Origin of the sequence: Lysobacter alkalisoli, from assembly GCF_006547045.1 — a bacterium.
GTDB classification, from domain to species: Bacteria; Pseudomonadota; Gammaproteobacteria; order Xanthomonadales; family Xanthomonadaceae; genus Marilutibacter; species Marilutibacter alkalisoli.
Map to the genome: position 1 here is coordinate 3,139,060 of NZ_CP041242.1, position 24,781 is coordinate 3,163,840.

The following is a 24,781-nucleotide window of genomic DNA, read 5'->3' on the forward strand; positions in this document are numbered from 1 at the left end:
CCCTGGCACGATGCGCCAAGGCCGGAGATCGTAGATCCGTTTGAACTTGCCGCCAACCGGCAATCTCGAACAAGCGAGAATGGCTCGACTTCCGCCGGGGCGACGGCGAAGAGTCAAGCCTTTTCGATCTTCTGCTCGATCGCACCGAACACGCTGTTGCCGGCCTTGTCGAGCATTTCGATCCGCACGCTGTCGCCGAACTTCATGAACGGCGTCAATGGCTTGCCGTGCTCGAGCGTCTCGACGGTCCGGCGCTCGGCAAAGCACGACGCGCCCAGCGAGGTGTCCTCGTTGGCGACGGTACCGGAGCCGACGATGGTGCCGGCCGACAGCGGCCGGGTCTTCGCCGCGTGCGCAACCAGTTGGGCAAAATCGAACTGCATATCGATGCCGGCTTCCGGCGCGCCGAACCATTCGCCATTGATGTGCGTCAGCAGCGGCAGATGGAGTTTGCTCCCCTGCCAGGCATCGCCGAGCTCGTCCGGGGTCACGAACACCGGGCTCAGTGCCGAGCGCGGCTTGGATTGCAGGAAACCGAAACCCTTGGCCAGCTCGCCCGGGATCAGGTTGCGCAGCGACACGTCATTGACCAGACCGACCAGTTGGATATGTCCGGCGGCCTGCTCCGGGGAGGCCGACATCGGTACGTCGTCGGTGACGACGACGATCTCGGCCTCCAGGTCGATGCCGAACTCCTCGCTCGGCACCCGCACCGGATCGCGCGGGCCGTAGAAGCCGGCGCTGACCGCCTGGTACATCAGCGGATCGGTGTAGAAGCTTTCCGGCACCTCGGCGCCTCGGGCACGGCGCACGCGCTCGACATGCGGCAGGTAGGCGCTGCCGTCGACGAACTCGTAGGCGCGCGGCAGCGGCGCCGCCAACGTGGCGTGGTCGAGTTCGAACGCGTCGTCGGCGTTGCCGTTGTTGAGCGCGTCGGACAGGGCGTTCAGGCGTGGCGCCAGGTTCGACCAGTCCTCCAGTGCACGCTGCAGGGTGTCGGCAATGCCGGTGGCGCGCACCGCGCGGCTCAGGTCTCGCGAGACCACGATCAGGGTGCCATCACGGCCGCCTTCTTTCAGGGAACCAAGCTTCATCGGAACTCCATCTGCATGTCTGGGTGGCGCCGGAGCGCAATGGTTTCAATTGTAACCTGTTCGCCGACGCGTTCCGGCAACGCCGGATAGGTCCGCAAATGTGATCGGCTGCCGGATACTGACACCGTCCGACCCGGCTGGTGCGGCCCCGCTGGTAGTGTTCCATCGTGCGGCCGGGAAAGACCTGCGATGCTACCCCCTCTCCAGACATTTGCCGAACTGCAGGACTGCCAGACGGCGATCGAATTGACCCGGGCGGTGGACCGGCTGACGGCGGCGCTCGGCATCAGCCACTGGCTGTACGCGCTGGACCTGCCCCTGGTCGACGACCGCCGGCATCAGTTCACCCTGGGCGGCTATCCGCCGGCATGGGTGGAACGCTACCTGGAGCAGGACTACCTGCGCATCGACCCGATCGTGGCGCACTGCCACGACCATTCGATCCCGCTGCAATGGCAGGACGCCATGCGCAGCGATCGCCGCGTGGTCGACCCGCACCTGCAGACAGTGCGGCAGATGTTCGGCGAAGCCAGCGAGTTCGGCATGGGGGCCGGCGTGAGCGTGCCGATCCATGGTCCGGGCACCAGCTGGGGACTGCTGTCGTTTGCCGGGGAAGCCCGGATGGCTCCGGTGTTCGCGTCCCACCTGCCCTATCTCCATCTGCTTGCGCATTTCATCCATGAAGCCGGGCGCCGTTTCGCCCGGACCCGCCCCGGGGCCGATATTCCCGAGCTGACCGGACGCGAGCGCGAATGCCTGTTCTGGGCCTCGGCCGGCAAGACCAGTTGGGAAATCGGACACCTGCTTGGAATCAGCGAGCGCACGGTCGTCTTCCACCTGCAGAACGCGAGCCGAAAGCTCGGCGTGTCCGGCCGCCAGGCGGCTGTGGCCCGAGCCGTATCGATGGGCCTGATCGCCTCCTACTGAGAGATTGATCACAATCCTCGCGCTTTGCGCACGACCACCCTGTCAGTCCTTGCAGCTGTAACGTCTACGGGCTTGCGCTCCTCTGTCGTCTCCAACCACGACAGGGAGTTCGAGCATGATGACGACGATCACGATCGGCCGCGCCGGCGACCGCCATATCCCCGCTTCGCTCATGGACGGCATGCACCGGCTGCGGGCCGACGTATTCCACCATCGCCTCGGCTGGGACGTCGAGGTCGTCCATGGCCGCGAACGCGACGGCTTCGACCTCCTCCGCCCGCATTACCTGCTTGCGCACAACGCCGGCCACGATCGGCCACGTGGGTCGCGGGTACTCGGCTGCTGTCGGGTATTGCCGACATTGGGGCCAAACATGCTGCGTGACGTGTTTCCCGAGTTGGCCGACGATCACGGCATCCCAGCTCGCCTGGACACATGGGAAGTGAGCCGGTTCGCAGTAGCCGAAGAGGTCTGTGCAGGCGGTTACGGTTTCAGCGCCCTTCCGGCCCGGATGGTCGGCCACCTGCTGCTGTTCTGCGCCAGCCGCCGGATCGGCAGCCTGGTCGGCGTCACCAGCGCGCCGTTTGAACGGATGCTGCTGCGATTGGGGCTGCAGGTTGAGAGGCTGGGCCGGCCCCGGCGTATCGGGCGGGTGATGAGCCTGGCATTCGCTCTGCCGCTGGATGCCGGCAACCTTGCCGTTGCCGGCGCAATCGCCGCTGGCAACGGCATTGGACCTGACCGGATGCCGGCCACGCTGCCACGAGCTGCGTGAGATCGCTTCCAGGTCCCAGGGACGGCAGGTCCGTCCATGGCGGTTGCAGCCATGTGGCTGCAACCGCGACCGTGGCCCGATTGCCCGGCAGATCGCGTTGCTGCGGGGCAGTGGGTGACACGCCCTAGGCGATCACCGTTGCCTCGGAAGCTTCTTCCCTGAAAACACGTGTGCGGGTATGCCGCAGCAATTTCTGCGTACCGTCCCAGAGCGCATGCCGCGCCAGCAGGGCGTCGCGCGCGGCACGCCGCGCCGTGGCCAGACGCTCGGGCTCGCGCAGGAGCATGCTGCCGATCATCTGCAGCGCTGCCGGTCCGTGGGCATCGCCATCGAGCTCGATATGGCGCTCCAGGTAATAGACGAAACCCGGTGCCTGCTTGCTGTCGATGTTCCAGCGCTCGAGCAGGCCCTTGAACATGCCCGGGATGATGTTCTCGCGACCGTATAGAAAGCTGGCCGTCACCTCCAGCGTGCTGCTCCCGGTCGCGGTTTCGATCGTGCCCAGCACGAACTCGCGCACGAACGCGGGCACATTCGCGGCGTCCAATGCCTGCGCGCAGTCCGCACCGTCCTGCAACTCGGACAGGAAGCGGGTGATCGCTCCGGTCGATGCGCCGACGTCACGCATCGCGGCAAGGTACAGATCGAGATGACTCGCGGGCCGACCCTGTGCATCGACATCGCTTTCCTCGGCCAGGACGATGTCGTTGATCAGCCGGGCACTGGCCGGGTCGGCCGGCGGCATCCATGGCAAACGCACACAGGTCAGATCCTGTTGAAGGCGTTTGACCAGCGACATGAAGTCCCACACCGCGAAGACATGCACCTGCATGAATGCTCGCAACGACTCGATATCGCGAAGCTCGTCGAAGACCCCGTGGCATTCAAGGCCACGGCGCAGTCGGTTGATCTGGGGCGTCAGTACGACATCTCTTTCCATGCGCAACTCCTCCCGTGCCGGTGTCGATTTGGTCGTGTGACTGATGGCCTCGAACGGCTCTGCGGCCCTCAGATCGGCTGGTACAACGGGTACAGGCTGGCTTCCTCGCGCTGGATGCGCTGGGCCAGCAGATCGCCGACGGCCTCGTAATCGGCCATGAAGGCACGGCGGGTATCCACGTCGAAGCGGGCCAGCTGATATTTCTTGACGAAGTCCACCACTCCGCGCGCGATCGCGTTCATCTCGCGCCGGAAGCTGCGGATCAACAGGGTGTTCTCGCTGTCGCCTTCCAGGGTGCGCTCGACGTAGTTGTAGAAACGCACGTTCTCGGCGATCAGATGGGCCTCAAGATTGGTCTTGAACGAGACCAGCAGCTTGGGAATGTCATCGAAGCGGTCCAGCTTGGCGCAATGGCCGATCTCGCTGAACAGCGCGACCAGATCGTGGTGATCCTGTTTGAGCGCGGGCACCAGCGCCGGGTCGTAGGCAATTGGACGCGCTTGACCGGTAGTGCCGAAGGCCGGCGCGGTCACGGCGGGCATGGTCCGTTCAGGAGCCTGCCCCATCAGCTTTCGCATAAACCCCAGCACCGAACCCCCTTCGTACATCCCCAGATCATTCCACGGGAAGATCATCAACCTTGGGAAATCTGGGCAAGCCAGTCCATGGCCTGCCCAGACGCCACCCTTCCAGCCTGCGCCGGAAGAGTTACCGCAGTCCATATACATGGCCGAACCACGGGCAGACCTTCCTGGTCCACTCCCATCCCGGACGATCGTCCGGGCGTCCCTGCGTTCAACCTTACCGCCGGCACCCTGGATCAGATACCTGTCAGCCCTGACAGGGTGGCGAACAGGGATCGGGAAACGAAAAAACCCGCCTTGCGGCGGGTTCTTCGTCCGGAGCATCGCTGCCCGGAAGCACTACTTGAATCTGGCAGCCCCGGATGGATTCGAACCACCGAATGTCTGAGTCAGAGTCAGATGCCTTACCACTTGGCGACGGGGCTATGGAACTGATTATAGCGTAACGACAACCGCGTTGATTAGCGCTTGGAGAACTGGGTCGCGCGACGGGCCTTGTGCAGACCGACCTTCTTGCGCTCGACCTCGCGGGCGTCGCGGGTCATGAAGCCGGCCTTGCGCAGTTCGGACTTCAGGTTCTCGTCGTACTCGACCAGCGCGCGGGCGATGCCCAGGCGGATCGCACCGGCCTGGCCGGTGGTGCCACCGCCGATCACGGTGACCTTGATGTCGAACTTGTCGGTCGACTGGGTCAGCTCGAGCGGCTGGCGCACGATCATGCGCGCGGTCTCACGACCGAAGAACTCATCGAGCGGACGGTCGTTGACGGTGATGTTGCCGCCACCCTTGCGCAGGAACACGCGCGCGGTGGAGGACTTGCGGCGGCCGGTGCCGTAATTCTGCTGGATTGCCATGTCTGGTTACCTTAGATGTCCAGGGGCTGCGGCTGCTGGGCAGCGTGCGGATGCTCGGAGCCCTTGTAGACCTTGAGCTTGCGGTACATCGCGCGGCCGAGCGGGTTCTTGGGCAGCATGCCCTTGACGGCGATCTCGATGACGCGCTCCGGGTGGCGCTCCAGCGCCTGACCCAGGGTCTCGGACTTCAGGTTGCCGATGTAGCCGGTGAAACGGTGGTACATCTTGTCCTGCAGCTTCTTGCCGGTCACGGCGATCTTCTCGGCATTGATCACCACCAGGTAATCGCCGGTATCGACGTGCGGGGTGTAGACGGGCTTGTGCTTGCCGCGCAGACGACGCGCGAGCTCGGAGCACAAACGGCCGAGGGTCTTGCCTTCGGCATCGACGACGTACCAGTCGCGCTGGACGGTCTCGTTCTTGGCGGTAAATGTCTTCATGACTGCTCTATTCAGGTGAATCTGGTCGGGCGGATTCCGGGTCGGCGGGCGGCCGGAACTTTGCCTCGCGTTGTTGACCAGCGGGCACGTCAGAGACGGGCTTCGCGGACGAAAGAGGCGGGATCATAGCGACTATCCACAGTCCGTGCAAGTCAGGCCCCGTGCCGAAGCCATCCTGTTCATGCGCCCGCGGCCTGCGCGAAGCGCGCCGACAGGACCTAACATCGCAGACCATGCCCACCCCACTCCCTCCCGGTTCATTGCCCGCACCTGACCCGCTGTTGGCGCTGGCCGATCGCTGCGTACAGTGCGGACTGTGCCTGCCGGCCTGTCCAACCTATGCCCGCGACCGGCTGGAAGCCGAATCGCCGCGGGGCCGGATTGCACTGGCCCGGGCCTTGTCGCAGGGCACGATCGCCCCGACCGTGGCCACCGAGGCCCACCTCGACCACTGCCTTGGCTGCCGCAGCTGCGAGGCGGTGTGCCCGGCCGGGGTCGAATACGGTCGGCTGCTGGTCCTGGCTCGCAACCGCCAGCGCCAGCGTCGCCACGTCGGCCGCAAGCAGCAGCTGATCGAAGCCCTTGCCGCCCGCCCGGCACGACTGACCCGGCTGATCGGCCTGTACCGGACGCTTTTCCCGCTGCTGCCGGCCATGCTGCGGCCGGTGCCGAGGCCCCCGGCACCGGCCGCACTCCCGTCCCGATCCGGGTCGCGCCCCTCTGTGACCGTGTTCATCGGCTGCATTGCCCGCAGCTACGAGGCACCGTTGCGTGCAGCGCTGGCCCGGCTGCTGGACGTGCTCGACCTCGACCTGTCGTCACCATCCAGGCAAACCTGCTGCGGCAGCCTGCATGTCCACGGCGGCGACCAGGACCGTGCCCGGGCACTGGCCGAAGCCAACCGCACGGCATTCACCGGCTCCGGCACCGTGCTCACCCTGGCCAGCGGCTGCCATGAACAGGTGGCCGCGGCGATGCCGGACGGCAGCGAAACAGTCGATGCCCTTGTCTTTTTGCATCGACACGGCGAGCGGCTGCGTTTCCGCCGCCTCGATGCCCGCATCGCCCTGCACGTGCCCTGCACCCAGCGCAACGTGGTCGGCTCGACGCCGGCCCTGCGCGACCTGTTGGCGCGGGTGCCGGGGCTGGACGTGGTCGAGCTGGCCGCCGACTGCTGTGGGGCGGCCGGCACGCAGATGGTCACCGATCCCGATCGCGCCGCCGGCTTCCGCCAGCCACTGCTGGACCGGCTGCATGCCTCGGGTGCGACCCTGCTGCTCAGTGCCAACATCGGCTGCCGGCTGCACTTGGCCGGCGGTACGGCGCTGCCGGTGCAGCACCCGATCGAATTGCTGGCCGCGCAGGTGGACTAGGACCCAATACCGTCACTCCGGCGAAAGCCGGGGCCACCTTGACTTTGCCTTCAACGACCTGCACCAAGAGCAATGGATCCCGGCTTTCTCCGGAGTGACGCCCAATGAGGCGTAAACTTCCGCCCATGCAGACCCGCCGCCTGACCCCGCTCGACCGTTTCCTCGACGACACCCAGCGCGCCCTTGAAACCGTGCTCGGGGCGCCCGCCGCCGAACGTCCCAACCCGGCCGGCGACACCCCCGAGGTGGCGCTGGAGGAGGCCGAGCGCCGCCACGCGGCCGGGCTGATGCGGATCAACCACGTCGGCGAGGTCTGCGCGCAGGCGCTGTACTCCGGCCAGGCCGCGGTCGCACGCGACCCGGCGACCCGTACCCACCTGCTCGAAGCCGCGCAGGAGGAGACCGATCACCTGGCCTGGTGCGCCGACCGCCTGCGCGAGCTCGACGACCGTCCCAGCCTGCTCAACCCGCTCTGGTACGCCGGCAGCTTCACGATCGGCGCCGTGGCCGGATTGCGCGGGGACGGCTGGAACCTCGGTTTTGTGGTCGAGACCGAGCGTCAGGTCGAGGCCCATATCGACGAGCATCTCGATGAGCTGCCGGCCGCCGATGCCCGCAGCCGCGCAATCCTGGAAGTGATGAAGGCCGACGAGGCCCGCCACGCCGACAACGCCGAGGCCGCCGGTGCCCGCGTGCTGCCGCCGCCGATCCCGAGCCTGATGGCGCTGGCGTCGAAGCTGATGAAGACCGTCGCCTACCGGATCTGAGGGCGATGACCGGCATCGCCTGCGGTCCAGAAGATCTGGGGCTGCTGGAGGACTGGGGCGCCGGGGGCCATGCCGGAGGGCCGGACCCGCGAAGCGGGGATTCGTGCATGTCCCGCAAAGGCAGGGCCTCCGGCTTCTCCGCAATGGCTCCCGCTTCATGAGAGAAACAAAAAGCCCGCCATTTCCGGCGGGCTTTCTGTTATCCAGGGAAGAGCCTCCCTCAATCCACGAGGTTGCGCCCGTGGTAGAGCTCCTCGATCTCGCGCTTGAGCCGCGCCTCGATCTTCAGCCGCTCCTTGAACGACAGGTTGCGCGCCTTCTCTTCGAACAGGTAGGTGTCGAGGTCGAAGTCCTTCAGGTGCATCTTGGTGTGGAAGATGTTCTCCTGGTAGACGTTGACGTCGAGCATCTCGTAGCGCGACTTGATCGGCCGGGCCAGGTAGTCCTGGATCGAGTTGATCTTGTGGTCGATGTAGTGCTTCCGGCCCTTCACGTCGCGGGTGAAGCCGCGCACGCGGTAGTCCATGATCACGATGTCGGACTCGAAACTCTCGATCAGGTAGTTCAGGGCCTTCAGCGGCGAGATCACGCCACAGGTGGCCACGTCGATATCGGCACGGAAGGTCGCGATGCCGTTGTCCGGATGGGTCTCCGGATAGGTGTGGACGGTGATGTGCGACTTGTCCATGTGCGCGACCACCGCGTCGGAGATCACGCCCTTGGCGTCCTTCTTGTCGATCACCGGCTCTTCGGAAATCAGGATCGTCACCGACGCGCCCTGCGGATCGTAGTCCTGGCGCGCGATGTTGAGGATGTTGGCGCCGATGATCTCCGCCACGTCGGTGAGGATCTGGGTCAGGCGATCGGCGTTGTAGGCCTCGTCGATGTATTCGATGTAGCGCCTGCGCTCGTCCTCGGAGGCGGCGAAGCACACATCGTAGATATTGAACGAAAGGGCCTTGGTGAGATTGTTGAAACCCTGCAACCTCAGGCGAGGCAACGGCTTGACCACGTCGGTATTTCCCGGGGGACGGCTGAGGGGGCGAATTATGCGGCAATCGCCATGGCCACGAAAGCGAGGCCCCGCCAGACCGCCCCGGTCGCCAACATCCCGGTCTCGGCCATCTTCCCGACCTGCATGGCCCCCTTTCGCGACCGTCATGTCACGTCAGGATTTGCCCCCGGGCGTCGCTTGGGCCTAAGCTCCGTCGATTGAAGGATTACCACTAGACCAAATTCAAACTATGCCAGCCGATCCGGTCGCCCATCTCACCGCCCTCCGCCGCACCCACAGCCCGCTGACGCCGGACGCCGCCACCATCGAGCGGTTCCTGGTTCATTGCCACCGCCGACGCTACCCGTCGCGGACCGATGTATTCCGCCCCGGGGATCCGGCCAGCACCCTCTACTACATCGTCTCAGGCTCGGTCAGCATCATCACCGAGGAAGACGATGGCCGCGAGCTGGTGCTGGGCTACTTCGGTCCCGGCGAATTCGTCGGCGAACTGGGCCTGTTCATCGAAAGCGAGCAGCGCGAAGTGATCCTGCGCACCCGCACCGCCTGCGAGCTGGCCGAGATCGGCCACGACCGCTTCTACGACCTGTTGCTGACCCGCTTGGCCGGGGATGCGCCGAAGCTGCTGTACGCGATCGGTGCGCAGATCTCGCGTCGCCTGCTCGACACCAGCCGCAAGGCCGGACGCCTGGCCTTCCTCGACGTGACCGACCGCATCGTCCGCGCCCTGCACGACCTGGCCCGCGAACCGGAAGCGATGAGCCACCCCGACGGCACCCAGTTGCGGGTCTCGCGCCAGGAGCTCTCGCGCCTGGTCGGCTGCTCGCGCGAGATGGCCGGCCGCGTGCTCAAGAAGCTGCAGGCCGATGGCAAGCTGCACGCCCGCGGCAAGACCGTGGTGCTGTACGGCACCCGCGGCTGAAGGCCCGGACATCGCCGATGCATGAACGGGCGCCCTTCGAGGCGCCCGTTTTTTTTGGTTCTTCGCCCAATCGAGGGGAAAGCGCCGGGTCTGTTGGATGATCGGGGCGCCGGGGGCGAAGGCCCTTGGATGCGAATATCCCCCGGCACCGGCCAGGGCCGGCGCCTCCGCCTTGATTTCGCACCCAAGGGCCTTCGCCCCCGGCGTTCCAACATGGCTGATGGTCCTGGAAGCGGACTCCCGGGGGAGGCCGGCTTCACGTTCCAGCGTGGCCGCGCGATCCGACGTGGCCTGCCGGCCTTGACGGCGAAATAAAGGAGAAGGCCGCCGCAGCGGCGGCCGGGGGACATTCGCCGTCAAGGCCGGCAGGTCGCGTCGAGACAGCCAGGCAGCGGCGAGAACCGGCGATCGAACGCAAGCGGCAGCGCCCACGCCTTCGCTGAAGGCAAGCTCCCCCTCACATGGAAGAAGAACTTTTTTTGCTTCTTCCATCCCGGGGACAACGGCTTCGGCAGGAGTCGCCGCCCGTCGGGGTGGGGCTTCGATGACTTTCCCCGAGCGCCGGCAAGGCCTCCGGAAGCCGGTGGCCCTGCCTTTGCGGGCGTGGGCTATTGCACCGGATCGCCACCGCGGCCGGGACAGCCCCAGTTGAGGATCGGCGTGCCGGCTGGCAGCACTTCGCGGAACATCCGCACCCGCCCATGCTTCGGATTGACCACCACCGGCTCGGCCGCGGCTTGCAGCAGCGGAAGGTCGGCGGAGCTGTCGGAATAGGCTTTCCACATCGGACTGTCGAAGCCAGCCTCGCGCAGCATCGTCATCTTCATCTGATGGTGGCAATGCCGGCCCGGGCCGATTCCGCCCAGGCGTGGGCCGACCTCGGTGCCCACGACCGGCACGTCCTCGTGGGCGACGAAGGCGAGGATCGCGCGCGCCAGCTCGGGCGGCGCGCCGGTGGCGACCACCACCCGATCGCCGTTCTCGCGATGCTCGCGGAACACCTCCAGCGCGATCGGCAGCAGGCGCTTGCGGATCTGCTCGCGGTGAGCATCGACATATTGGTCGATCAGCGCATCGAGATCGTGACGGCCGTGCAAGCCAACCGTACCGGCCCAGACGAAGCCGGAAATGCCGAGTCGGCGGGTCGGCAGGAACGCCACCAGCGGCCCGAACAGCGGTGCGATCAACAGCGCCAGCAGGCTGCGCCAGACGCTGCGCCGGATCAGCCACAGGAACAGGTGGCTGCCGGAATCGCCGTCGTAGAGTGTGTGGTCGAAGTCGAACACGACCAGCGGCGCGTCCGCCCGCACGACGGGGTAGCGGGTGTCGGCGACGCTCATGCCGCGAACAGCCGCTGCAGCGCCGCGCCCGGATCAGGGTCGCGCATGAAGCTCTCGCCGACCAGGAAGGCATTGATGTCCGCATCGCGCATGCGGGCGACATCGGCCGTGGTCGCGATGCCGCTCTCGGTGACCAGGATACGATCCGGCGGCACCGCCTGCCTGAGATCCAGGGTCGTCTCCAGCGAGACCTCGAAGGTGCGCAGGTTGCGGTTGTTGACCCCGATCAACTCGCAGTCGGTCTGCAGCGCACGCTCCAGCTCGTCGATGTCGTGCACCTCGACCAGCACGTCCATGCCGAGTGAATGGGCGAGGTTGGCCATCTCGATCATCGGCCCGTCCTCGAGCGCAGCGACGATCAGCAGGATGCAGTCGGCACCGATCATCCGCGCCTCATGGACCTGATACGGGTCGATGGTGAAGTCCTTGCGCAACACCGGCAGCGAGCACGCGTTGCGCGCCTCGCCGAGATAGAGGTTGCTGCCCTGGAAGAAATCGATGTCGGTCAGTACCGACAGGCAGGCCGCACCGCCGGCCTCGTAGCTGCGCGCGATCTCGGCAGGCTTGAAGTCCGGGCGGATCAGGCCTTTCGACGGGCTGGCCTTCTTGACCTCGGCGATCACCGCCGCCTGGCCAGCATCGACCTTGTCGCGGATCGCGCGGACGAAGCCGCGCGTGGCAGGCATCGCCTCGGCGCGTGCGCGGACCATTTCCAGCGGCCGCATCCGGCTGCGCTGTTCGATCTCCTCGGCCTTGCGGGCGAGGATGGTGTTGAGGATGTCACTCATGGCCAATGAAGAGTTGAGAGGAATGAGAAAAGAGGGGGAAAAGCGGGTCGGTTCTACTCATTTCTCACTTCTCTCCACTCTCCACTCGCAGTTCACGGGTCAATGCGATGAATTCGTCCAGCTTGGCCTTGGCCGCGCCGGAAGCCATGACCTCGCGCGCGCGCGCGATACCGTCGGCGATGGAGTCGGCCACGCCGGCCACGTACAGGGCCGCACCGGCGTTCATCGCCACGATGTCCTGCGGCAGGCCGGGCTTGCCGGCCAGCACGTCGAGCACGATCGCTTTCGATTCCAGCGCGTCGCCGACCTGCAGGTTGCGGGTCGCGGCCATCGCGATGCCGAAGTCTTCCGGGTGCACGTCGTACTCGCGCACCTGGCCGTCGCGCAGTTCGCCGACCAGGGTCGCGGCGCCGAGCGAGAGTTCGTCGAGACCGTCACGACCCCACACTACCAGCGCGCGCCGAGCGCCGAGTTTCTGCAGCACGCGCACCTGGATGCCGACCAGGTCGGGATGGAACACGCCCATCAGGATGCTCGGCGCACCGGCCGGGTTGGTCAGCGGGCCGAGGATGTTGAACAGCGTTCGCACGGCCATCTCTCGACGCACCGGCGCAACCATCTTCATCGCCGGGTGGTGCACCGGCGCGAACATGAAGCCGATCCCGCAGCGGTCGATGCATTGCGCGACCTGCTCGGGCTGCAGCTCGATGTTCGCGCCCAGCGCTTCCAGCACGTCGGCGCTGCCCGACTTGGACGACACGCTGCGGTTGCCGTGCTTGGCGACCTTGGCACCGGCAGCGGCGACCACGAACATGCTGGCGGTGGAGATGTTGAAGGTGTGTGCGCCATCGCCGCCGGTGCCGACGATGTCCACCAGTCCACTGCGATCGGCAATCTCGACCGGGCGCGCGAATTCGCGCAGCACGGTCGCCGCGCCGGCGATCTCGCCGACGGTTTCCTTCTTGACCCGCAGGCCGGTCAGGATCGCCGCGGTCATGGTCGGACTGACCTCGCCGCGCATGATCTGGCGCATCAGTTCGACCATCTCGTCGTGGAAGATCTCACGATGCTCGATGGTGCGTTGCAGGGCTTCTTGCGGGGTGATGGGCATAGGGCGTGTTGACCATTGTCCAGTAGGTCGCGCCAGGGCTGTGTGCCCGCAGCGCTAGGAAGAGTGAGGAAGTGTATGTCGATACACGACTGAGCGATGACACGGCGATGCGGGCACACAGCCCTGGCCCTCCGGGTGGCCCCTGTGCGGCCGCCATGCCGCGTTGCGCACCTTGACCGTAGAATGACTACGGCACGGCGGTGCGCGCCTTGCCTGGCAACCGCACAGGGGCCACGCGACCTGCTGGACAATGGTCAACACGCCCTAGTGCCTCTCCAGGAAGTTCTTCAACAGCGCATGCCCGTGCTCGGTCAGGATCGACTCGGGATGGAACTGCACGCCCTCGACCGGATGCTCGCGGTGGCGCAGGCCCATGATTTCGTCGAAGCCGCCATCGCCATCCTCGGTCCAGGCGGTGATTTCCAGACAGTCGGGCAGGCCGTCGCGCTCGACCACCAGCGAATGGTAGCGGGTGGCCTCGTAATGATCCGGCAAACCGGCGAACACGCCCTCGCCACGATGGCGGATGCGCGAGGTCTTGCCGTGCATGATCTGTTTTGCGCGCACCACCCGCCCGCCATAGGCCTGGCCCAGGCTCTGGTGGCCGAGGCAGACGCCGAACAGCGGTACCCGCGAACCCAGTTCACGGATCACCTCGACCGAGACGCCGGCCTCGTTGGGCGTGCACGGCCCGGGCGAGACCACGATCCGTTCGGGTGCCAGTGCCTCGATCTGCGCGACCGACAGCTCGTCGTTGCGGACCACTTTCACCTCGGCCCCGAGCATCTGCAGGTACTGCACGAGGTTCCAGGTGAAGCTGTCGTAGTTGTCGATCATCAGCAGCATCGGACGCGGCTCGTTGCAGACATGGAGGAACACCCGACCATCCCGGACCGGCGCGGCATGGACGCCAGACGGGTCGGGAAGGAAACAGGAAGCGGGAAGTGGCGGGGACCCGGAATCGGGTCAGGTCGGTACGCGAGGATCACGCGGCAGGCTCTCGATGGGCGGCAGGACGGGGCGGATGGGGCTCAACGCCACCATCGCCAGTCGTTGCCGGCCATCGGGCCGAGGGGCATCTGCGTGATCATGGGCGGTACTTTAGCCGCTCCACGCGGCCAGCGCGACCGTTGCGGCCGATACGGTTGCCCGCAGGCGCGGAGTGCGGTCGGGGCTCAGGCGGCGCCGGAGCGGTCGCGCCGCAACGGCACCGGAGCGGTCGCGATGCGGCGCTTGAGGTCGTCCATCGCGCCCGGCATGACCACCAGGTAGTCCACCAGCTGCTCGACCAGCTCCAGCATCAGGTCGACGCCGACCCGGTCGATGGAGGCTTCGTCCTCGAACTGGTGGCCCAGGGTGCCGTCCGGCTCCATCAGCGCGGCGATGTCCTGCAGCGGCCGGGACAGATCGAGGTCGCGGCTGAGCGCTTCAAGCCGGTCAGGCAGCGGCTGCTGCCGCTGATCCCCGCCCAGCAGTTGCACGGTGAGGCCGGCGATCAGGTGGCGCACCATCAGCGCCGCCGCACCCCATTCGCCATGGTTGTAGAGCTTGAGCGCGGAGTCGTAACTGCGTGCCAGCGATGCCGACAGCGACTCGAGGTAAGCCACACCTTCCATCGCCGCACGCCCGCCTGGGGCCGGGTGGCAGTACAGCCCATCGTCCTTGCAGATACCGTCACCCTTGAGCAACTGCACGAACAGCACCGTCTGCTCACAGCGCGAACAGGTCAGCTCGCTGGCCACCAGTTGCTGGCCGTGTTCCTGCCAGTTGCGTGCCTCGAGGATCGAAAGCTTGAAGCACCGCGGGCACAACAGTTCCACCGTTCGGGGATAGGTGTTGGAGAAACGGGTTTGCACGAAACGATCTTCGACCAGATGCATCGCCTTCACCTCCTGATGGACAGCTCTGCGAACCTCCCGGGAACATTGATGCGGACAGCCAATGAATGCGCCTTCAATAAACACGGCCTGCCGTGAAGAACGCGTCTGACGTTCATCTGTGAATACAGGTGCCTGTCCCCATCGCGCCCTGGCAATGTGCTGTTCTGCGGGCCTTTCCACAGTTCGCAGGTAATCATGAGAACGGGCATTCCTGGACATCCCGGTCACAACGGCCGCCCGGGCAGGCGGTCGAAAAACAGCCTGCCCGGGCGGCCATGGATAGCCTGCCGACGAAGCAGGCGTGCCAGCGATGGGGTCCGCAGGGAGCAAGTCCGGGCATGTGCCAGACTCGCGGCCTGGAGAACGCAAAGGGAAGGCGTTCTAGAGACCGCGGGCAGCCTCGGCGACGGCACGGAACAGCGCGCGACCTTTGCTCATCGTCTCCTCCCACTCCTTCTGCGGGTCGGAGTCGTGGACGATGCCTGCGCCGGCCTGCACGTACAGGCGGCCGTCCTGGATGACGGCGGTGCGGATCGCGATCGCGGTGTCGGCATCGCCATGCCAGCCGATGTAACCCACGGCGCCGGAGTAGATGTTGCGCTTGATCGGTTCCAGCTCGCGGATGATTTCCAGCGCGCGGATCTTCGGCGCGCCGCTGACGGTACCGGCCGGGAACGTCGCGCGCAGCACATCGGCGTAGCTCATGCCCTGCTTCAGCGTGCCGGTGACCTCGCTGACGATATGCATGACGTGGCTGTAGCGTTCGATGGTGAACTGCTCGCCCATCTTCACCGTGCCCGGCTCGGACACACGACCGGTGTCGTTGCGGCCGAGGTCGATCAGCATCAGGTGCTCGGCGCGCTCCTTGGGGTCGGCGAGCAGCTCGGCCTCGAGCGCGTCGTCCTCCTCCGGCGTGGCGCCACGCGGGCGGGTGCCGGCGATCGGACGCACGGTGACGGTATTGTCGTCCAGCCGCACGAGGATCTCGGGCGAGGAGCCGACCACCTGCATGTCGCCGACGTCGAGAAAGTACATGTACGGCGACGGGTTCAGCGCCCGCAGCGCGCGGTACACGTCGACCGGGCGCGCCTTGAACGGCACCGACAGGCGCTGGCTGAGCACGACCTGGAAGATGTCGCCGGCGCGGATGTACTCCTTTGACTTCTCGACCGCGGCGATGAAACCCTCGCGGGTGAAGCCGGAGACGAAGTCGGCCTCGTCCAGGCCGTTCGGATCCAGCGTTTCGGGATAACCGGCGCCGGCGTGGCGCAGGCGGTGGACCAGCTGGTCGAGGCGGCGCGAGGCCTTCGCGTACGCCTGCGGTTCGCGCGGATCGGCGTGCACGATCAGGTACAGGCGACCGCGCAGGTTGTCGAACACCGCCAGTTCCTCGCTGAGCATCAGCAGGATGTCGGGCGTGCCGAGTTCATCCGGCTTGTCGCCACCGGCCAGGCGCGGCTCGATGTAGCCGATGCATTCGAAGCCGAACCAGCCGACCAGTCCACCGGTGAAGCCGGGCAGACCGTCGATCTTCGGCACCGAATGCTCGCTGCGCAGACGCTCGACCTCGGCGAACGGATCCTCGACCTGGCGATGCTCGACCAGTTCGCCGTGCTCGGTCACGAACAGGCTGTGGCCGGCGAAAGCATACACCCGTCGCGCGGGCAGGCCGATGATCGAATAGCGGCCGAAGCGCTCGCCGCCTTCGACCGATTCGAACAGGTAGGTATGCGGGCCGTCGGCCAGTTTCAGGTAGACCGACAGCGGGGTGTCGAGGTCGGAGAAGACCTCGCGCACGACCGGGATGCGGGTGTGGCCTTCGGCGGCGAGGCGCTGGAATTGTTCGAGGGAGTTGGCGGCATCAGATCGGGCGGGCGTGGTCACGTGGCGATTCCTGGGTGGTCGACGGGGCGATGGCAAACGCGGCTTTCGGCCGCCATCGCCAACCCCTGCTGCCACGGCCCGTGCTGCCACGGCAGGAAATCATGTTCGCCCGATTCATCATGGCGGCTACTGTAGCCGAACGACGCGGCGCGACAAATGGCGTTCCCGACTGGAGGAATAACCGCATCGCCATCCCGGCGTAATCATCCTGTCATCAAGCGTCCGGAACATGGGAGTCCATTACCAAGGACGATGGGCGGAGGCAGGATCGCCTCCAAATCTTCCGAAGGGCGATGCCGGGCGGCGTCGCCCTTCCAGTTTTTGCAAGGTTCTTCTGCAAGGTTCTTCGCCCGATCAAGGGGAAAGCTCCGGGCCTGTGGGATGACGGGGCGCCGGGACACCCAGGCAGCGGCGAAACCCTGCGATCGAGCACAAGCGGCAGCGTCCACACCTTCGCTGCAGGCGAGCTCCCCCTCACTTGGGACAAGAACCTTTTACAAGCGGCTCAGCCGCGCACGCCGGCCACGGCGGTCTTCATCCGGCCGATCACGTCGGCATAGTCGTCGGCGTTGAAGATCGCCGAGCCGGCGACGAAGGTGTCGGCGCCCGCCGCCGCGATTTCGGCGATGTTGTCGGCCTTGACCCCACCGTCGATCTCCAGCCGCACGTGCGGCGCGCGCGCATCGATCATCGCGCGTACCTTGCGCAGCTTGTCGAGCGTCGAGGGAATGAAGGCCTGGCCGCCAAAGCCCGGGTTGACCGACATCAGCAGTACCAGGTCGAGTTCCTCCAGCACGTAGTCGAGCACTTCGACTGGAGTGGCCGGGTTCAACACCACGCCGGCCTGGCAGCCGCTGGACTTGATCAACTGCACCGTGCGATGGACGTGGCGGCTGGCCTCTGGATGGAAGCTGATCAGCGAGGCTCCGGCCTTGGCGAAGTCGGGGACGATGCGGTCGACCGGTTCGACCATCAGGTGGACGTCGATCGGCGCGGTCACGCCGTGCTTGCGCAGCGCCTCGCAGACCATCGGGCCGATGGTCAGGTTGGGCACGTAGTGGTTGTCCATCACGTCGAAGTGGACCCAGTCGGCGCCCGCGGCGAGCACGTTGTCGACTTCCTCGCCGAGCCTGGCGAAGTCGGCGGACAGGATGGACGGGGCGATCACGGTCGGTTGCATGGTGTTCTCGATAGCCGTAGGAGCGCCCTTGGGCGCGATAAAGCACGCGGTGTCGCGCCCAAGGGCGCTTCTACCGTTTGCGCAGGAATTTGATGCGGTCGTAGGCGGCATTGAGCTCGCGGGCCCTGGCTTCGGCCTGCTGGCGAAGCTCGGGAGCGGCGCCTTCGAGGCGGTCGGGATGGTACTGGGCGATCAGCCGGCGGTAGGCGCGATCCACCTCGTCGTCGCTGGCACGCTCGTCCAGGCCGAGTGCGGCATAGGGGTTGGGACCGGCGCGGCGCAGCCTGAACCAGTCGGCGTCGAAAGCGTGGCCGATCAGCAGGCCGATCAGCGCCCCGAGCAGGGGGTTGAAGCGCAGCAGCAGCGCTCCTGCGATCAGGCCCAGCAGTTTTCCGTACCAGCGTGTCATGGCATCTCTGTCGGTAATCCGGGGAGGGCACGGGGCGCCATCGCCGGCCGCGCCCAGGGGCCATCCAAAGCCAGACGGCAGTGTACCTGCACACCGGCGCGGACAGGCGTACACTGGCCGGCCCTGTCGCGTGGGCGCGGCTTATCCGGTCACCCGCGCAAGGGGATGCATGCAAGCCAGATGCGTACAACCGGGGGTACACCGTTGTCCATGTTGTCCACGCCACTGACCCGAAACACTCCATCCAGGACCGTGCTGTCCGAATCAGATCTGCCGGGGCTGCCCTTGCGCCACCGCGGCAAGGTCCGCGACGTGTTCGACCTGCCGCGCGAAACCCTGCCCGACGATGCGCCAGGCGACTGCCTGCTGATGGTGGCCACCGACCGCCTCAGCGCCTTCGACGTGGTGCTGCCCGACCCGATCCCGGGCAAGGGCGCGATGCTGTGCCAGATCAGCAACTTCTGGTTCCACAAGACCGAGCACATCGTCCGCAACCACCTGACCGGAATCGATGTCGCCTCGGTGCTGCCGGAAGGCGTCGACCCGGCGCCATATCTGCAGCGCGCGGTGGTGACCCGCCGGCTCAAGCCGGTGCCGATCGAGTGCATCGCCCGCGGCTACGTGATCGGCAGCGGCTGGAAGGACTACCAGCGCACCGGCCGGATCAGCGGCATCGCCCTGCCCGACGGCCTGCGCCAGGCCGAGAAACTGGCCGAGCCGATCTTCACCCCCTCGACCAAGGCCGCGGTCGGCGACCACGACGAGAACATCGACTTCGACACCGCGGTCAGGCTGTGCGGCGCCGAGCTGGCCGAGGCGGTGCGCGACGCGACCCTGCGCCTGTACCGCTACGCCGCCGATTTCGCAGCCGAGCGCGGCATCCTGCTGGCCGACACCAAGTTCGAGTTCGGCACCGACGCCGACGGCCGCCTGTACGTGATGGACGAGATGCTGACGCCGGACTCCTCGCGCTACTGGCCGGCCGACGAGTACGAGGTCGGCACCAGCCCGCCGAGCTACGACAAGCAGATCATCCGCGACTACCTGGAGACGCTGGCCTGGGACAAGGCGCCACCCGGCCCGCGGCTGCCGCCGGAGGTGATCGAGCGCACCCGGTCCCGCTACGCGGAAGCGCTGCAGAAGCTGGCCGGGATCGGAATCGATTGAGCGGCCCGGGTTCAGCGTAGACTGGACCCGAGCCAGGGAGTCCGCCATGAACACCGCCACCGACACGCCCCGTGAGCCGGCCACGTCGCGCCGCCAGATCGATGTCTGGTTCGACAGCTACTCCGCCGACCACCGCAACCCGGCCAACCAGCTCATCCACGTGATCTGCGTGCCGGCGATCCTGTGGAGCGTGATCGCGCTGCTGTGGTGCATCCCCTCGCCGGGCACCTGGTTCCGCGCCGGGTTCTGGGCCGGGGTGGCGATGTTCGTCGCCTGGGCCTATTACTACCGCGCCTCGCGCCGGCTCGCCTTCGGCATGCTCGCGGTATTCGTGGCGATGGCCTGGGCGACCCGCTGGCTGCACGGCACCTTCGGCACCATGAACCTGCTGTACCTGGCCGTCGGCGTCTTCGTGGTGGCGTGGATCGGCCAGTTCGTCGGCCACAGCAAACTGTTCGAGGGCCGGAAGCCGAGCTTCCTGACCGACCTGCGCTACCTGCTGGTCGGGCCGGCCTGGGTGCTGGCCAAGCTGTACCGCAAGCTGGGCTGGGGTTACTGAGCGCGCGGCGCTCATCCCGTGATTCGCCTTTGATCGTCATCCCTGCGAAAGCGGGGATCCATGGACTTCGCTTTTCGACAGGCCCACGTCCACAGGTTCCCGCCTCGGCGGGAACGACGGTGCCCCTGACTCCGTACCGGCTGCGCCCATGTCTCCACGCGACCTCCTGCTGATCCTGATCGTCGTGCTGGCCTGGGCCGGCAACTTCCTGACCTCTGCGCTGGCGATGCGCGAGATCCCGCCGGTGCTGTTCACCGCGCTGCGCTTCGCCCTGCTCGCGGTGCCGCTGGTGTTCATGCTCAAGCGGCCGGCACCGGGGCAATGGCCGCGGCTGGTAGCCGTCTGCCTGTGCGTGGGCGTGCTGCATTTCGGGCTGAGCTTCACCGCGCTGAAACTGGCCGGCAACCTGTCCTCGCCGGCGATCGTGATGCAGAGCTACGTGCCGATGACCGCGCTGCTGGCCTGGGCGGTGCTGGGCGAACGCTTCGGCTGGCGGACCGGGCTGGCGATCGCGATCAGTTTCGCCGGCGTGCTGGTACTGGGCTTCGACCCGATGGTGCTGGAGCGACCGCAAGCACTGGTGGTGATGCTGGTCTCGGCGTTGTTCCTGGCCATCGGCACGGTGCTGATGAAGCCGCTGCGCGGCCTGGACATGTTCAGCCAGCAGGGCTGGACCGCGGTGTTCAGCGTATTGCCGCTGGTCGCGCTGAGCACGTGGCTGGAGCCGGGCGCGATCGCGACTCTGCCCTCGGTCAGCTGGGTCGGCTGGACCGGCGCGCTGTATGCGGCCTTCATCTCCTCGCTGCTCGGCCACGGCTTGTACTACGTGCTGATCCAGCGCCATCCGGTCGCCCAGGTCACGCCGTGGCTGCTGCTGGTGCCGCCGCTGGCGATCGCGCTCGGCATCGCGTTCTGGGGCGACCGCCCCGGGCCGAAGCTTTGGCTGGGCGGCGCGATGGTGCTGGGCGGCGTGCTCGGGGTCGCACTGCGGTCGCTGCGCAAGAGTCGCCCGGCACCGGTCGCCGAAGAGATCTAGCCATGTGAGGCGCCTCCGCCGTAGGCATGGGATCGGGTAGGTGCACCATCCGGGCACACGCGTCGGCCTATGATGACGACTGGTTGAACAGGGCCGCAGCGGCAGACGCCGATGCTTCGCCCTCCGGTCGGCGACTCCACGTCCATGTACAACGAGATCACCCTGCTGCTGTTCGCCACCGCCGTGCTCGGCGTGGTCGCGCTGCGCCTGAAGCAGCCGGTGATCGTGGCCTACATCCTGATCGGCATCATTGCCGGCCCGTCGGTGCTGGACTGGGTCAGCGCGAACGAACCGATGGAACTGCTGGCCGAGATCGGCGTGACCATCCTGTTGTTCGTCGTCGGGCTGAAGCTCGACATCCACCTGATCCGGAAACTCGGCGTAGTGGCGCTGGCGACCGGCCTGGGCCAGCTCGCCTTCACCATCGTGCTCGGCTTCCTGATCGGCCTGGCCCTGGACATGGACTGGCTTCGCGCGTTGTACGTGGCGGTGGCGCTGACCTTCTCCAGCACGATCATCATCGTCAAGCTGCTCTCGGACAAGCGAGAGATCGACTCGCTGCATGGCCGCATCGCGATGGGCTTCCTGATCGTGCAGGACCTGGCGGTGGTATTGGCGATGATGGTGATCGGCACCCAGGGCGGCGCCAGCGAGGGCACCACCGTGCTGGCCCAGGTCGGCGAGATCCTGCTCAAGGTCGCCGGCCTCGGCGTGGTGGTGGCGATACTGATGCGCTGGGTCCTGCCGCGCGTGCTGCACTGGATGGCCGCCTCGCAGGAGCTGCTGCTGGTGTTCGCAGTGGCCTGGGGTACGACGCTTGCGGCAGGCGGCGAATGGCTCGGCTTCAGCAAGGAGGTCGGCGCGTTCCTGGCCGGCTTCTCGCTGGCCTCGCTGCCGTTCCGCGAGGCGATCAACGCGCGCCTGGCCAGCCTTCGCGATTTCCTGCTGCTGTTCTTCTTCGTCCACCTCGGCACCCAGCTCGACATGAACACTCTCGGCGCCGAGGTGCCGGCCGCGATCCTGCTCTCGCTGTTCGTGCTGGTCGGCAACCCGCTGATCGTGATGGCGATCATGGGGGCGATGGGCTACCGCAAGCGCACCGGGTTCCTGGCCGGGCTGACCGTGGCCCAGATCAGCGAGTTCTCGATCATCTTCATCGGCATGGGCGTGGCCGTCGGCCACGTCGACCCCGCTGCACTCGGCCTGGTCACGCTGGTGGGTTTGATCACCATCACCCTGAGCACCTACATGATCCTCTACTCGCACCGCCTCTACGCGCTGTGCGAGCCCTGGCTGGGCGCGTTCGAGCGTGCCAACCCGTGGCGCGAGAAGAACTACGACGAGCAGCATGGCCGGGCCGACGTGATCGTGTTCGGCATGGGCCGCTACGGCCTGCGCCTGTCCGAGCGGCTCTGCGCCGCGGGCCTGGACGTGGTCGGCGTGGATTTCGACCCCGAGGTGCTGGCGCGTGCACGCCCGGGGCCGATCCAGGTCCTGTTCGGCGACGCCGGCGACGATGACTTCGTCGCCGGCCTGCCGCTCGATCGCGCCCGCCAGGTGGTCAGCAGCCTGCGCGATCCCGACCTCGACCGGCAACTGGTCCACAGCCTGCGTCGTTGCGGCTACGAGGGGCCGATCGCGGTCACCGCGCATTCCAGCGTCGAAGGCAAGCGACTGCTGGAAGCCGGCGCCGACGAAGTGTTGCTCCCGTTCCACGACGCCGCCGACCACGCCGCGCGCCGGATCGGCGACGCGCTGCAATCCCGCCCTGCCCCACGGAGCCTGGAAACATGAGCCCGACCGGCCCCCTCGCGTCACCGTCCTCGATCCTGCTGGCGACCGACCTTGGCGCCCGCTGCGACCGCGCGCTGGCACGCGCGGTCATGCTCGCCCGCCACTGGAATGCGCGCCTGGTGGCAGTCACGGTCGCCCCATCGGAGCGCTCAACGGAACTGCGCCGGGAACTGTTGCCGTCGCCGGCCTGGGCACGCCCCGGAACACCGGCGCAGGACGCCGAACGCGAACTGCGGCGTGATCTGGACGATTGCGGCGCGGGTGTCGAGGACGTTGAGGTCGAAGTGCATGTCGAGTCCGGAGAAGTGGGACCAGCCCTGCTGCATGCCGCCGAACGGCATCGCTGCGACCTGATCGTCACCGGCATCGCCAAGGGCGGCCCGCTGCTGTCCTCGCTGCCCGGCGCCACCATCCGCTGGCTGTCCCGGCACGCACCGCAACCTCTGCTGGTGGTGCGCGGACGCCCCCGCCACGCCTACCGCCACATCGCCTTCGCCAGCGACTTTTCCACCCCGGCCGGACACGCGCTGGCAGTGGCCGCGCGCTGGTTTGGCGACACCGCCACCGCGGGCGCATTGGTCCACGGCGCGGACGTACCGATGCTGGGCCTGGTCGAAGCCGGGACACGACGCGAGGAACTGATAGCTGACACGCTCGACGAGGCCCTGGAACAGGCGCGCACGACATTGGATGCATCCGGCCTGCCCGCCCTGCTGCGCGGCAACGTCGTGCCAGTGGTCGAACACATGGAGCCGGCGCGGCTGATCCGGGAGTACGTGCGCAGCCGCGATGCCGACCTGGTCAGCGTCGGCAGCCACGGCCGCAGCATGCTCTCCGACGTCCTGCTGGGAAGTGTCGCGCAGCGAATCCTCGAAAGCGCGCACTGCGATGTGCTGCTTGTGCGCCGGCCGGCGGGCTGACCGCAGCAACCCGCTTCCGCGATGGCTACGTTCGGCGCCCGAACATCTGCGGCGTCGGTTTGAACGGCCGCGGTGCGTAACCGAGATCACGTTGTGCCGGCGCGGCGTCGAACACCAGGTCCTCGCGCATCCGGGCGACCACCGCTTCGCCGGGCGCTCGACCTAGCAGGCGTGCAGCATGCAACGCGAGCGAGAACACTGGCGACGGCAGTTCCACCAGCCGCGCCGGCGGCTGCAGGCTTGCCAGCACGCGGGCGACCATTTCGCGATACGGCAGGGTTTCGCCGCCCGGCAGCGCATAGACGCGGCCGAAACTGGCCGGGGCGTCGATGCAGGCCACTGCGACGGCGGCCAGGTCGTCCACGTGCACCGGCTGGCGCAGGCCGTTGGCGCCACGCGGCAACGGGAAACGCCCCCATCGCGAGGCCAGTGCCGCGATCCGGGTCAAGGTGGCGTCGCGACCGGCACCGTAGACCAGGGTCGGTCGCAGCAGCGTCGCCGGGGTGCCGCGCGCCGATGCGGTCGCCAGTACCGTTGCCTCGCCTTCGCGCAGACGGCGGGCGACGTCACGCTCGGCGGCATCGACGGAGTCCTGCTTGACCTCGACACTGGTCGAACCGAAGGCGACCACGCGATCCGTCCTGACGCCCGTCCGCGCGTACCAGCGCGCGAACGCATCCAGCGGTCCGGCACTGATCACCGCATCGACCCGGGCCGGCAACGCCGGCAGCGCATCGAAACCGCCGCGCAGCCAGGTCACACCTTCGGCGCCCGCCCGGGGCTCGCGCGACAGCGCAAGCAACCGCCAGCCGCCGTGCACCAGGCGCCGCAACAACGGTCGCCCGATCTGTCCGCTACCGCCGAAGATCAATGCCGTGCGCATATGCCGCTCCGATCGGGAGAACCATTATTTCCATTCCGTCCGGGCGCGGCCCATATAAATATGCTCGCGCGCGATTCGCGGAAAAGCGGGATCGATTCCAGTGCCATGCGCACAGCATAGCGGCCGGCCGCAACGCACG

At 67.0% G+C, this 24,781-nt stretch carries 25 protein-coding genes and 1 tRNA gene; 10 read left to right on the forward strand and 16 right to left on the reverse strand.

Features of this window, described 5'->3' with window-relative positions; genetic code table 11:
* Window positions 1–113: 113 nt before the first annotated feature.
* Window positions 114–1,094, reverse strand: a complete 981-nt coding sequence (locus FKV23_RS13875; RefSeq protein WP_141624385.1) for a fumarylacetoacetate hydrolase family protein — start codon at window positions 1,092–1,094, stop codon at window positions 114–116.
* A gap of 189 nt (window positions 1,095–1,283) precedes the next feature.
* Here FKV23_RS13875 and FKV23_RS13880 point away from each other — a divergent pair, with 189 nt between their 5' ends.
* Together FKV23_RS13880 and FKV23_RS13885 are read left to right on the forward strand one after the other, a co-directional pair.
* Window positions 1,284–2,021 carry a helix-turn-helix transcriptional regulator gene (locus FKV23_RS13880; RefSeq protein WP_141624386.1) on the forward strand — a complete coding sequence of 246 codons (738 nt, stop codon included), beginning with the start codon at window positions 1,284–1,286 and terminating at the stop codon, window positions 2,019–2,021.
* Between the two features lie 115 nt (window positions 2,022–2,136).
* Window positions 2,137–2,796, forward strand: a complete 660-nt coding sequence (locus FKV23_RS13885; protein WP_141624387.1) for an acyl-homoserine-lactone synthase — start codon at window positions 2,137–2,139, stop codon at window positions 2,794–2,796.
* 124 nt (window positions 2,797–2,920) lie between these two features.
* Here FKV23_RS13885 and FKV23_RS13890 read toward each other — a convergent pair whose 3' ends face one another.
* The 5 genes from FKV23_RS13890 to rplM form a co-directional block, all read right to left on the reverse strand.
* Window positions 2,921–3,736: a DUF3050 domain-containing protein gene (locus FKV23_RS13890; RefSeq protein ID WP_141624388.1), complete on the reverse strand. Its 816-nt coding sequence runs from the start codon at window positions 3,734–3,736 to the stop codon at window positions 2,921–2,923.
* A 68-nt stretch (window positions 3,737–3,804) separates the two neighbouring features.
* Entirely contained in the window at window positions 3,805–4,278 is a 474-nt protein-coding gene (locus tag FKV23_RS17275; RefSeq protein ID WP_167285263.1) for a hemerythrin domain-containing protein, read from the reverse strand.
* A gap of 392 nt (window positions 4,279–4,670) precedes the next feature.
* Window positions 4,671–4,745, reverse strand: a tRNA-Gln gene (locus tag FKV23_RS13900).
* A gap of 36 nt (window positions 4,746–4,781) precedes the next feature.
* Entirely contained in the window at window positions 4,782–5,174 is a 393-nt protein-coding gene (gene rpsI / locus FKV23_RS13905; RefSeq protein ID WP_141624390.1) for a 30S ribosomal protein S9, read from the reverse strand.
* Window positions 5,175–5,185: 11 nt separating this feature from the next.
* Window positions 5,186–5,614 (reverse strand): 50S ribosomal protein L13, encoded by a 429-nt coding sequence (gene rplM, locus FKV23_RS13910; RefSeq protein ID WP_141624391.1) that lies wholly within the window; start codon window positions 5,612–5,614, stop codon window positions 5,186–5,188.
* 233 nt (window positions 5,615–5,847) lie between these two features.
* On the opposite strand from rplM, the gene FKV23_RS13915 reads away from it, so the two are divergent.
* Both FKV23_RS13915 and coq7 read left to right on the forward strand, forming a co-directional pair.
* Entirely contained in the window at window positions 5,848–6,987 is a 1,140-nt protein-coding gene (locus tag FKV23_RS13915; protein WP_141624392.1) for a (Fe-S)-binding protein, read from the forward strand.
* Between the two features lie 125 nt (window positions 6,988–7,112).
* A complete protein-coding gene (gene coq7 / locus FKV23_RS13920) occupies window positions 7,113–7,754 on the forward strand; it encodes a 2-polyprenyl-3-methyl-6-methoxy-1,4-benzoquinone monooxygenase (RefSeq protein ID WP_141624393.1) in 642 nt (213 codons plus the stop codon).
* A 220-nt stretch (window positions 7,755–7,974) separates the two neighbouring features.
* On the opposite strand, the gene speD is transcribed toward coq7, so the two are convergent.
* Window positions 7,975–8,766 (reverse strand): adenosylmethionine decarboxylase, encoded by a 792-nt coding sequence (gene speD / locus FKV23_RS13925; RefSeq protein WP_141624394.1) that lies wholly within the window; start codon window positions 8,764–8,766, stop codon window positions 7,975–7,977.
* Window positions 8,767–8,998: 232 nt separating this feature from the next.
* On the opposite strand from speD, the gene crp reads away from it, so the two are divergent.
* Window positions 8,999–9,691: a cAMP-activated global transcriptional regulator CRP gene (crp, locus tag FKV23_RS13930; RefSeq protein ID WP_141624395.1), complete on the forward strand. Its 693-nt coding sequence runs from the start codon at window positions 8,999–9,001 to the stop codon at window positions 9,689–9,691.
* A 608-nt stretch (window positions 9,692–10,299) separates the two neighbouring features.
* On the opposite strand, the gene FKV23_RS13935 is transcribed toward crp, so the two are convergent.
* The 8 genes from FKV23_RS13935 to FKV23_RS13970 form a co-directional block, all read right to left on the reverse strand.
* A complete protein-coding gene (locus FKV23_RS13935; RefSeq protein ID WP_141624396.1) occupies window positions 10,300–11,031 on the reverse strand; it encodes a haloacid dehalogenase-like hydrolase in 732 nt (243 codons plus the stop codon).
* Complete coding sequence (gene trpC, locus FKV23_RS13940) at window positions 11,028–11,819, reverse strand: indole-3-glycerol phosphate synthase TrpC (protein WP_141624397.1); 792 nt, start codon at window positions 11,817–11,819, stop codon at window positions 11,028–11,030. Before trpC ends, FKV23_RS13935 begins: the two co-directional genes overlap by 4 nt.
* Before the next feature lie 64 nt (window positions 11,820–11,883).
* Window positions 11,884–12,930, reverse strand: a complete 1,047-nt coding sequence (trpD, locus tag FKV23_RS13945; RefSeq protein WP_141624398.1) for an anthranilate phosphoribosyltransferase — start codon at window positions 12,928–12,930, stop codon at window positions 11,884–11,886.
* Between the two features lie 264 nt (window positions 12,931–13,194).
* Entirely contained in the window at window positions 13,195–13,776 is a 582-nt protein-coding gene (locus tag FKV23_RS13950; RefSeq protein ID WP_141625213.1) for an anthranilate synthase component II, read from the reverse strand.
* 329 nt (window positions 13,777–14,105) lie between these two features.
* A complete protein-coding gene (locus tag FKV23_RS13955) occupies window positions 14,106–14,810 on the reverse strand; it encodes a hypothetical protein (RefSeq protein WP_141624399.1) in 705 nt (234 codons plus the stop codon).
* 381 nt (window positions 14,811–15,191) lie between these two features.
* Window positions 15,192–16,694, reverse strand: coding sequence for an anthranilate synthase component I (gene trpE / locus FKV23_RS13960; protein ID WP_141624400.1), 1,503 nt, complete (start codon window positions 16,692–16,694; stop codon window positions 15,192–15,194).
* Window positions 16,695–17,199: 505 nt separating this feature from the next.
* Window positions 17,200–17,874 (reverse strand): ribulose-phosphate 3-epimerase, encoded by a 675-nt coding sequence (rpe, locus tag FKV23_RS13965; RefSeq protein WP_141624401.1) that lies wholly within the window; start codon window positions 17,872–17,874, stop codon window positions 17,200–17,202.
* A 70-nt stretch (window positions 17,875–17,944) separates the two neighbouring features.
* A complete protein-coding gene (locus FKV23_RS13970; RefSeq protein WP_141624402.1) occupies window positions 17,945–18,283 on the reverse strand; it encodes a J domain-containing protein in 339 nt (112 codons plus the stop codon).
* 210 nt (window positions 18,284–18,493) lie between these two features.
* Between FKV23_RS13970 and FKV23_RS13975 the strand changes: the two genes are divergently transcribed.
* The 5 genes from FKV23_RS13975 to FKV23_RS13995 all read left to right on the forward strand — a co-directional run bounded on the left by FKV23_RS13975 (window position 18,494) and on the right by FKV23_RS13995 (window position 23,759).
* Window positions 18,494–19,450 (forward strand): phosphoribosylaminoimidazolesuccinocarboxamide synthase, encoded by a 957-nt coding sequence (locus tag FKV23_RS13975; RefSeq protein ID WP_141624403.1) that lies wholly within the window; start codon window positions 18,494–18,496, stop codon window positions 19,448–19,450.
* A 46-nt stretch (window positions 19,451–19,496) separates the two neighbouring features.
* A complete protein-coding gene (locus FKV23_RS13980; protein ID WP_141624404.1) occupies window positions 19,497–20,009 on the forward strand; it encodes an Mpo1 family 2-hydroxy fatty acid dioxygenase in 513 nt (170 codons plus the stop codon).
* Between the two features lie 148 nt (window positions 20,010–20,157).
* Window positions 20,158–21,045 (forward strand): DMT family transporter, encoded by an 888-nt coding sequence (locus tag FKV23_RS13985; protein ID WP_141624405.1) that lies wholly within the window; start codon window positions 20,158–20,160, stop codon window positions 21,043–21,045.
* Window positions 21,046–21,156: 111 nt separating this feature from the next.
* Entirely contained in the window at window positions 21,157–22,839 is a 1,683-nt protein-coding gene (locus tag FKV23_RS13990) for a cation:proton antiporter (RefSeq protein WP_208543173.1), read from the forward strand.
* Window positions 22,836–23,759: a universal stress protein gene (locus tag FKV23_RS13995; RefSeq protein WP_141624407.1), complete on the forward strand. Its 924-nt coding sequence runs from the start codon at window positions 22,836–22,838 to the stop codon at window positions 23,757–23,759. The genes FKV23_RS13990 and FKV23_RS13995 overlap by 4 nt, the downstream gene beginning before the upstream one ends.
* A 25-nt stretch (window positions 23,760–23,784) precedes the next feature.
* Here the strand turns inward: FKV23_RS13995 and FKV23_RS14000 are convergent, their stop codons facing one another.
* Complete coding sequence (locus FKV23_RS14000; RefSeq protein ID WP_141624408.1) at window positions 23,785–24,642, reverse strand: NAD-dependent epimerase/dehydratase family protein; 858 nt, start codon at window positions 24,640–24,642, stop codon at window positions 23,785–23,787.
* Window positions 24,643–24,781 lie beyond the last annotated feature (139 nt).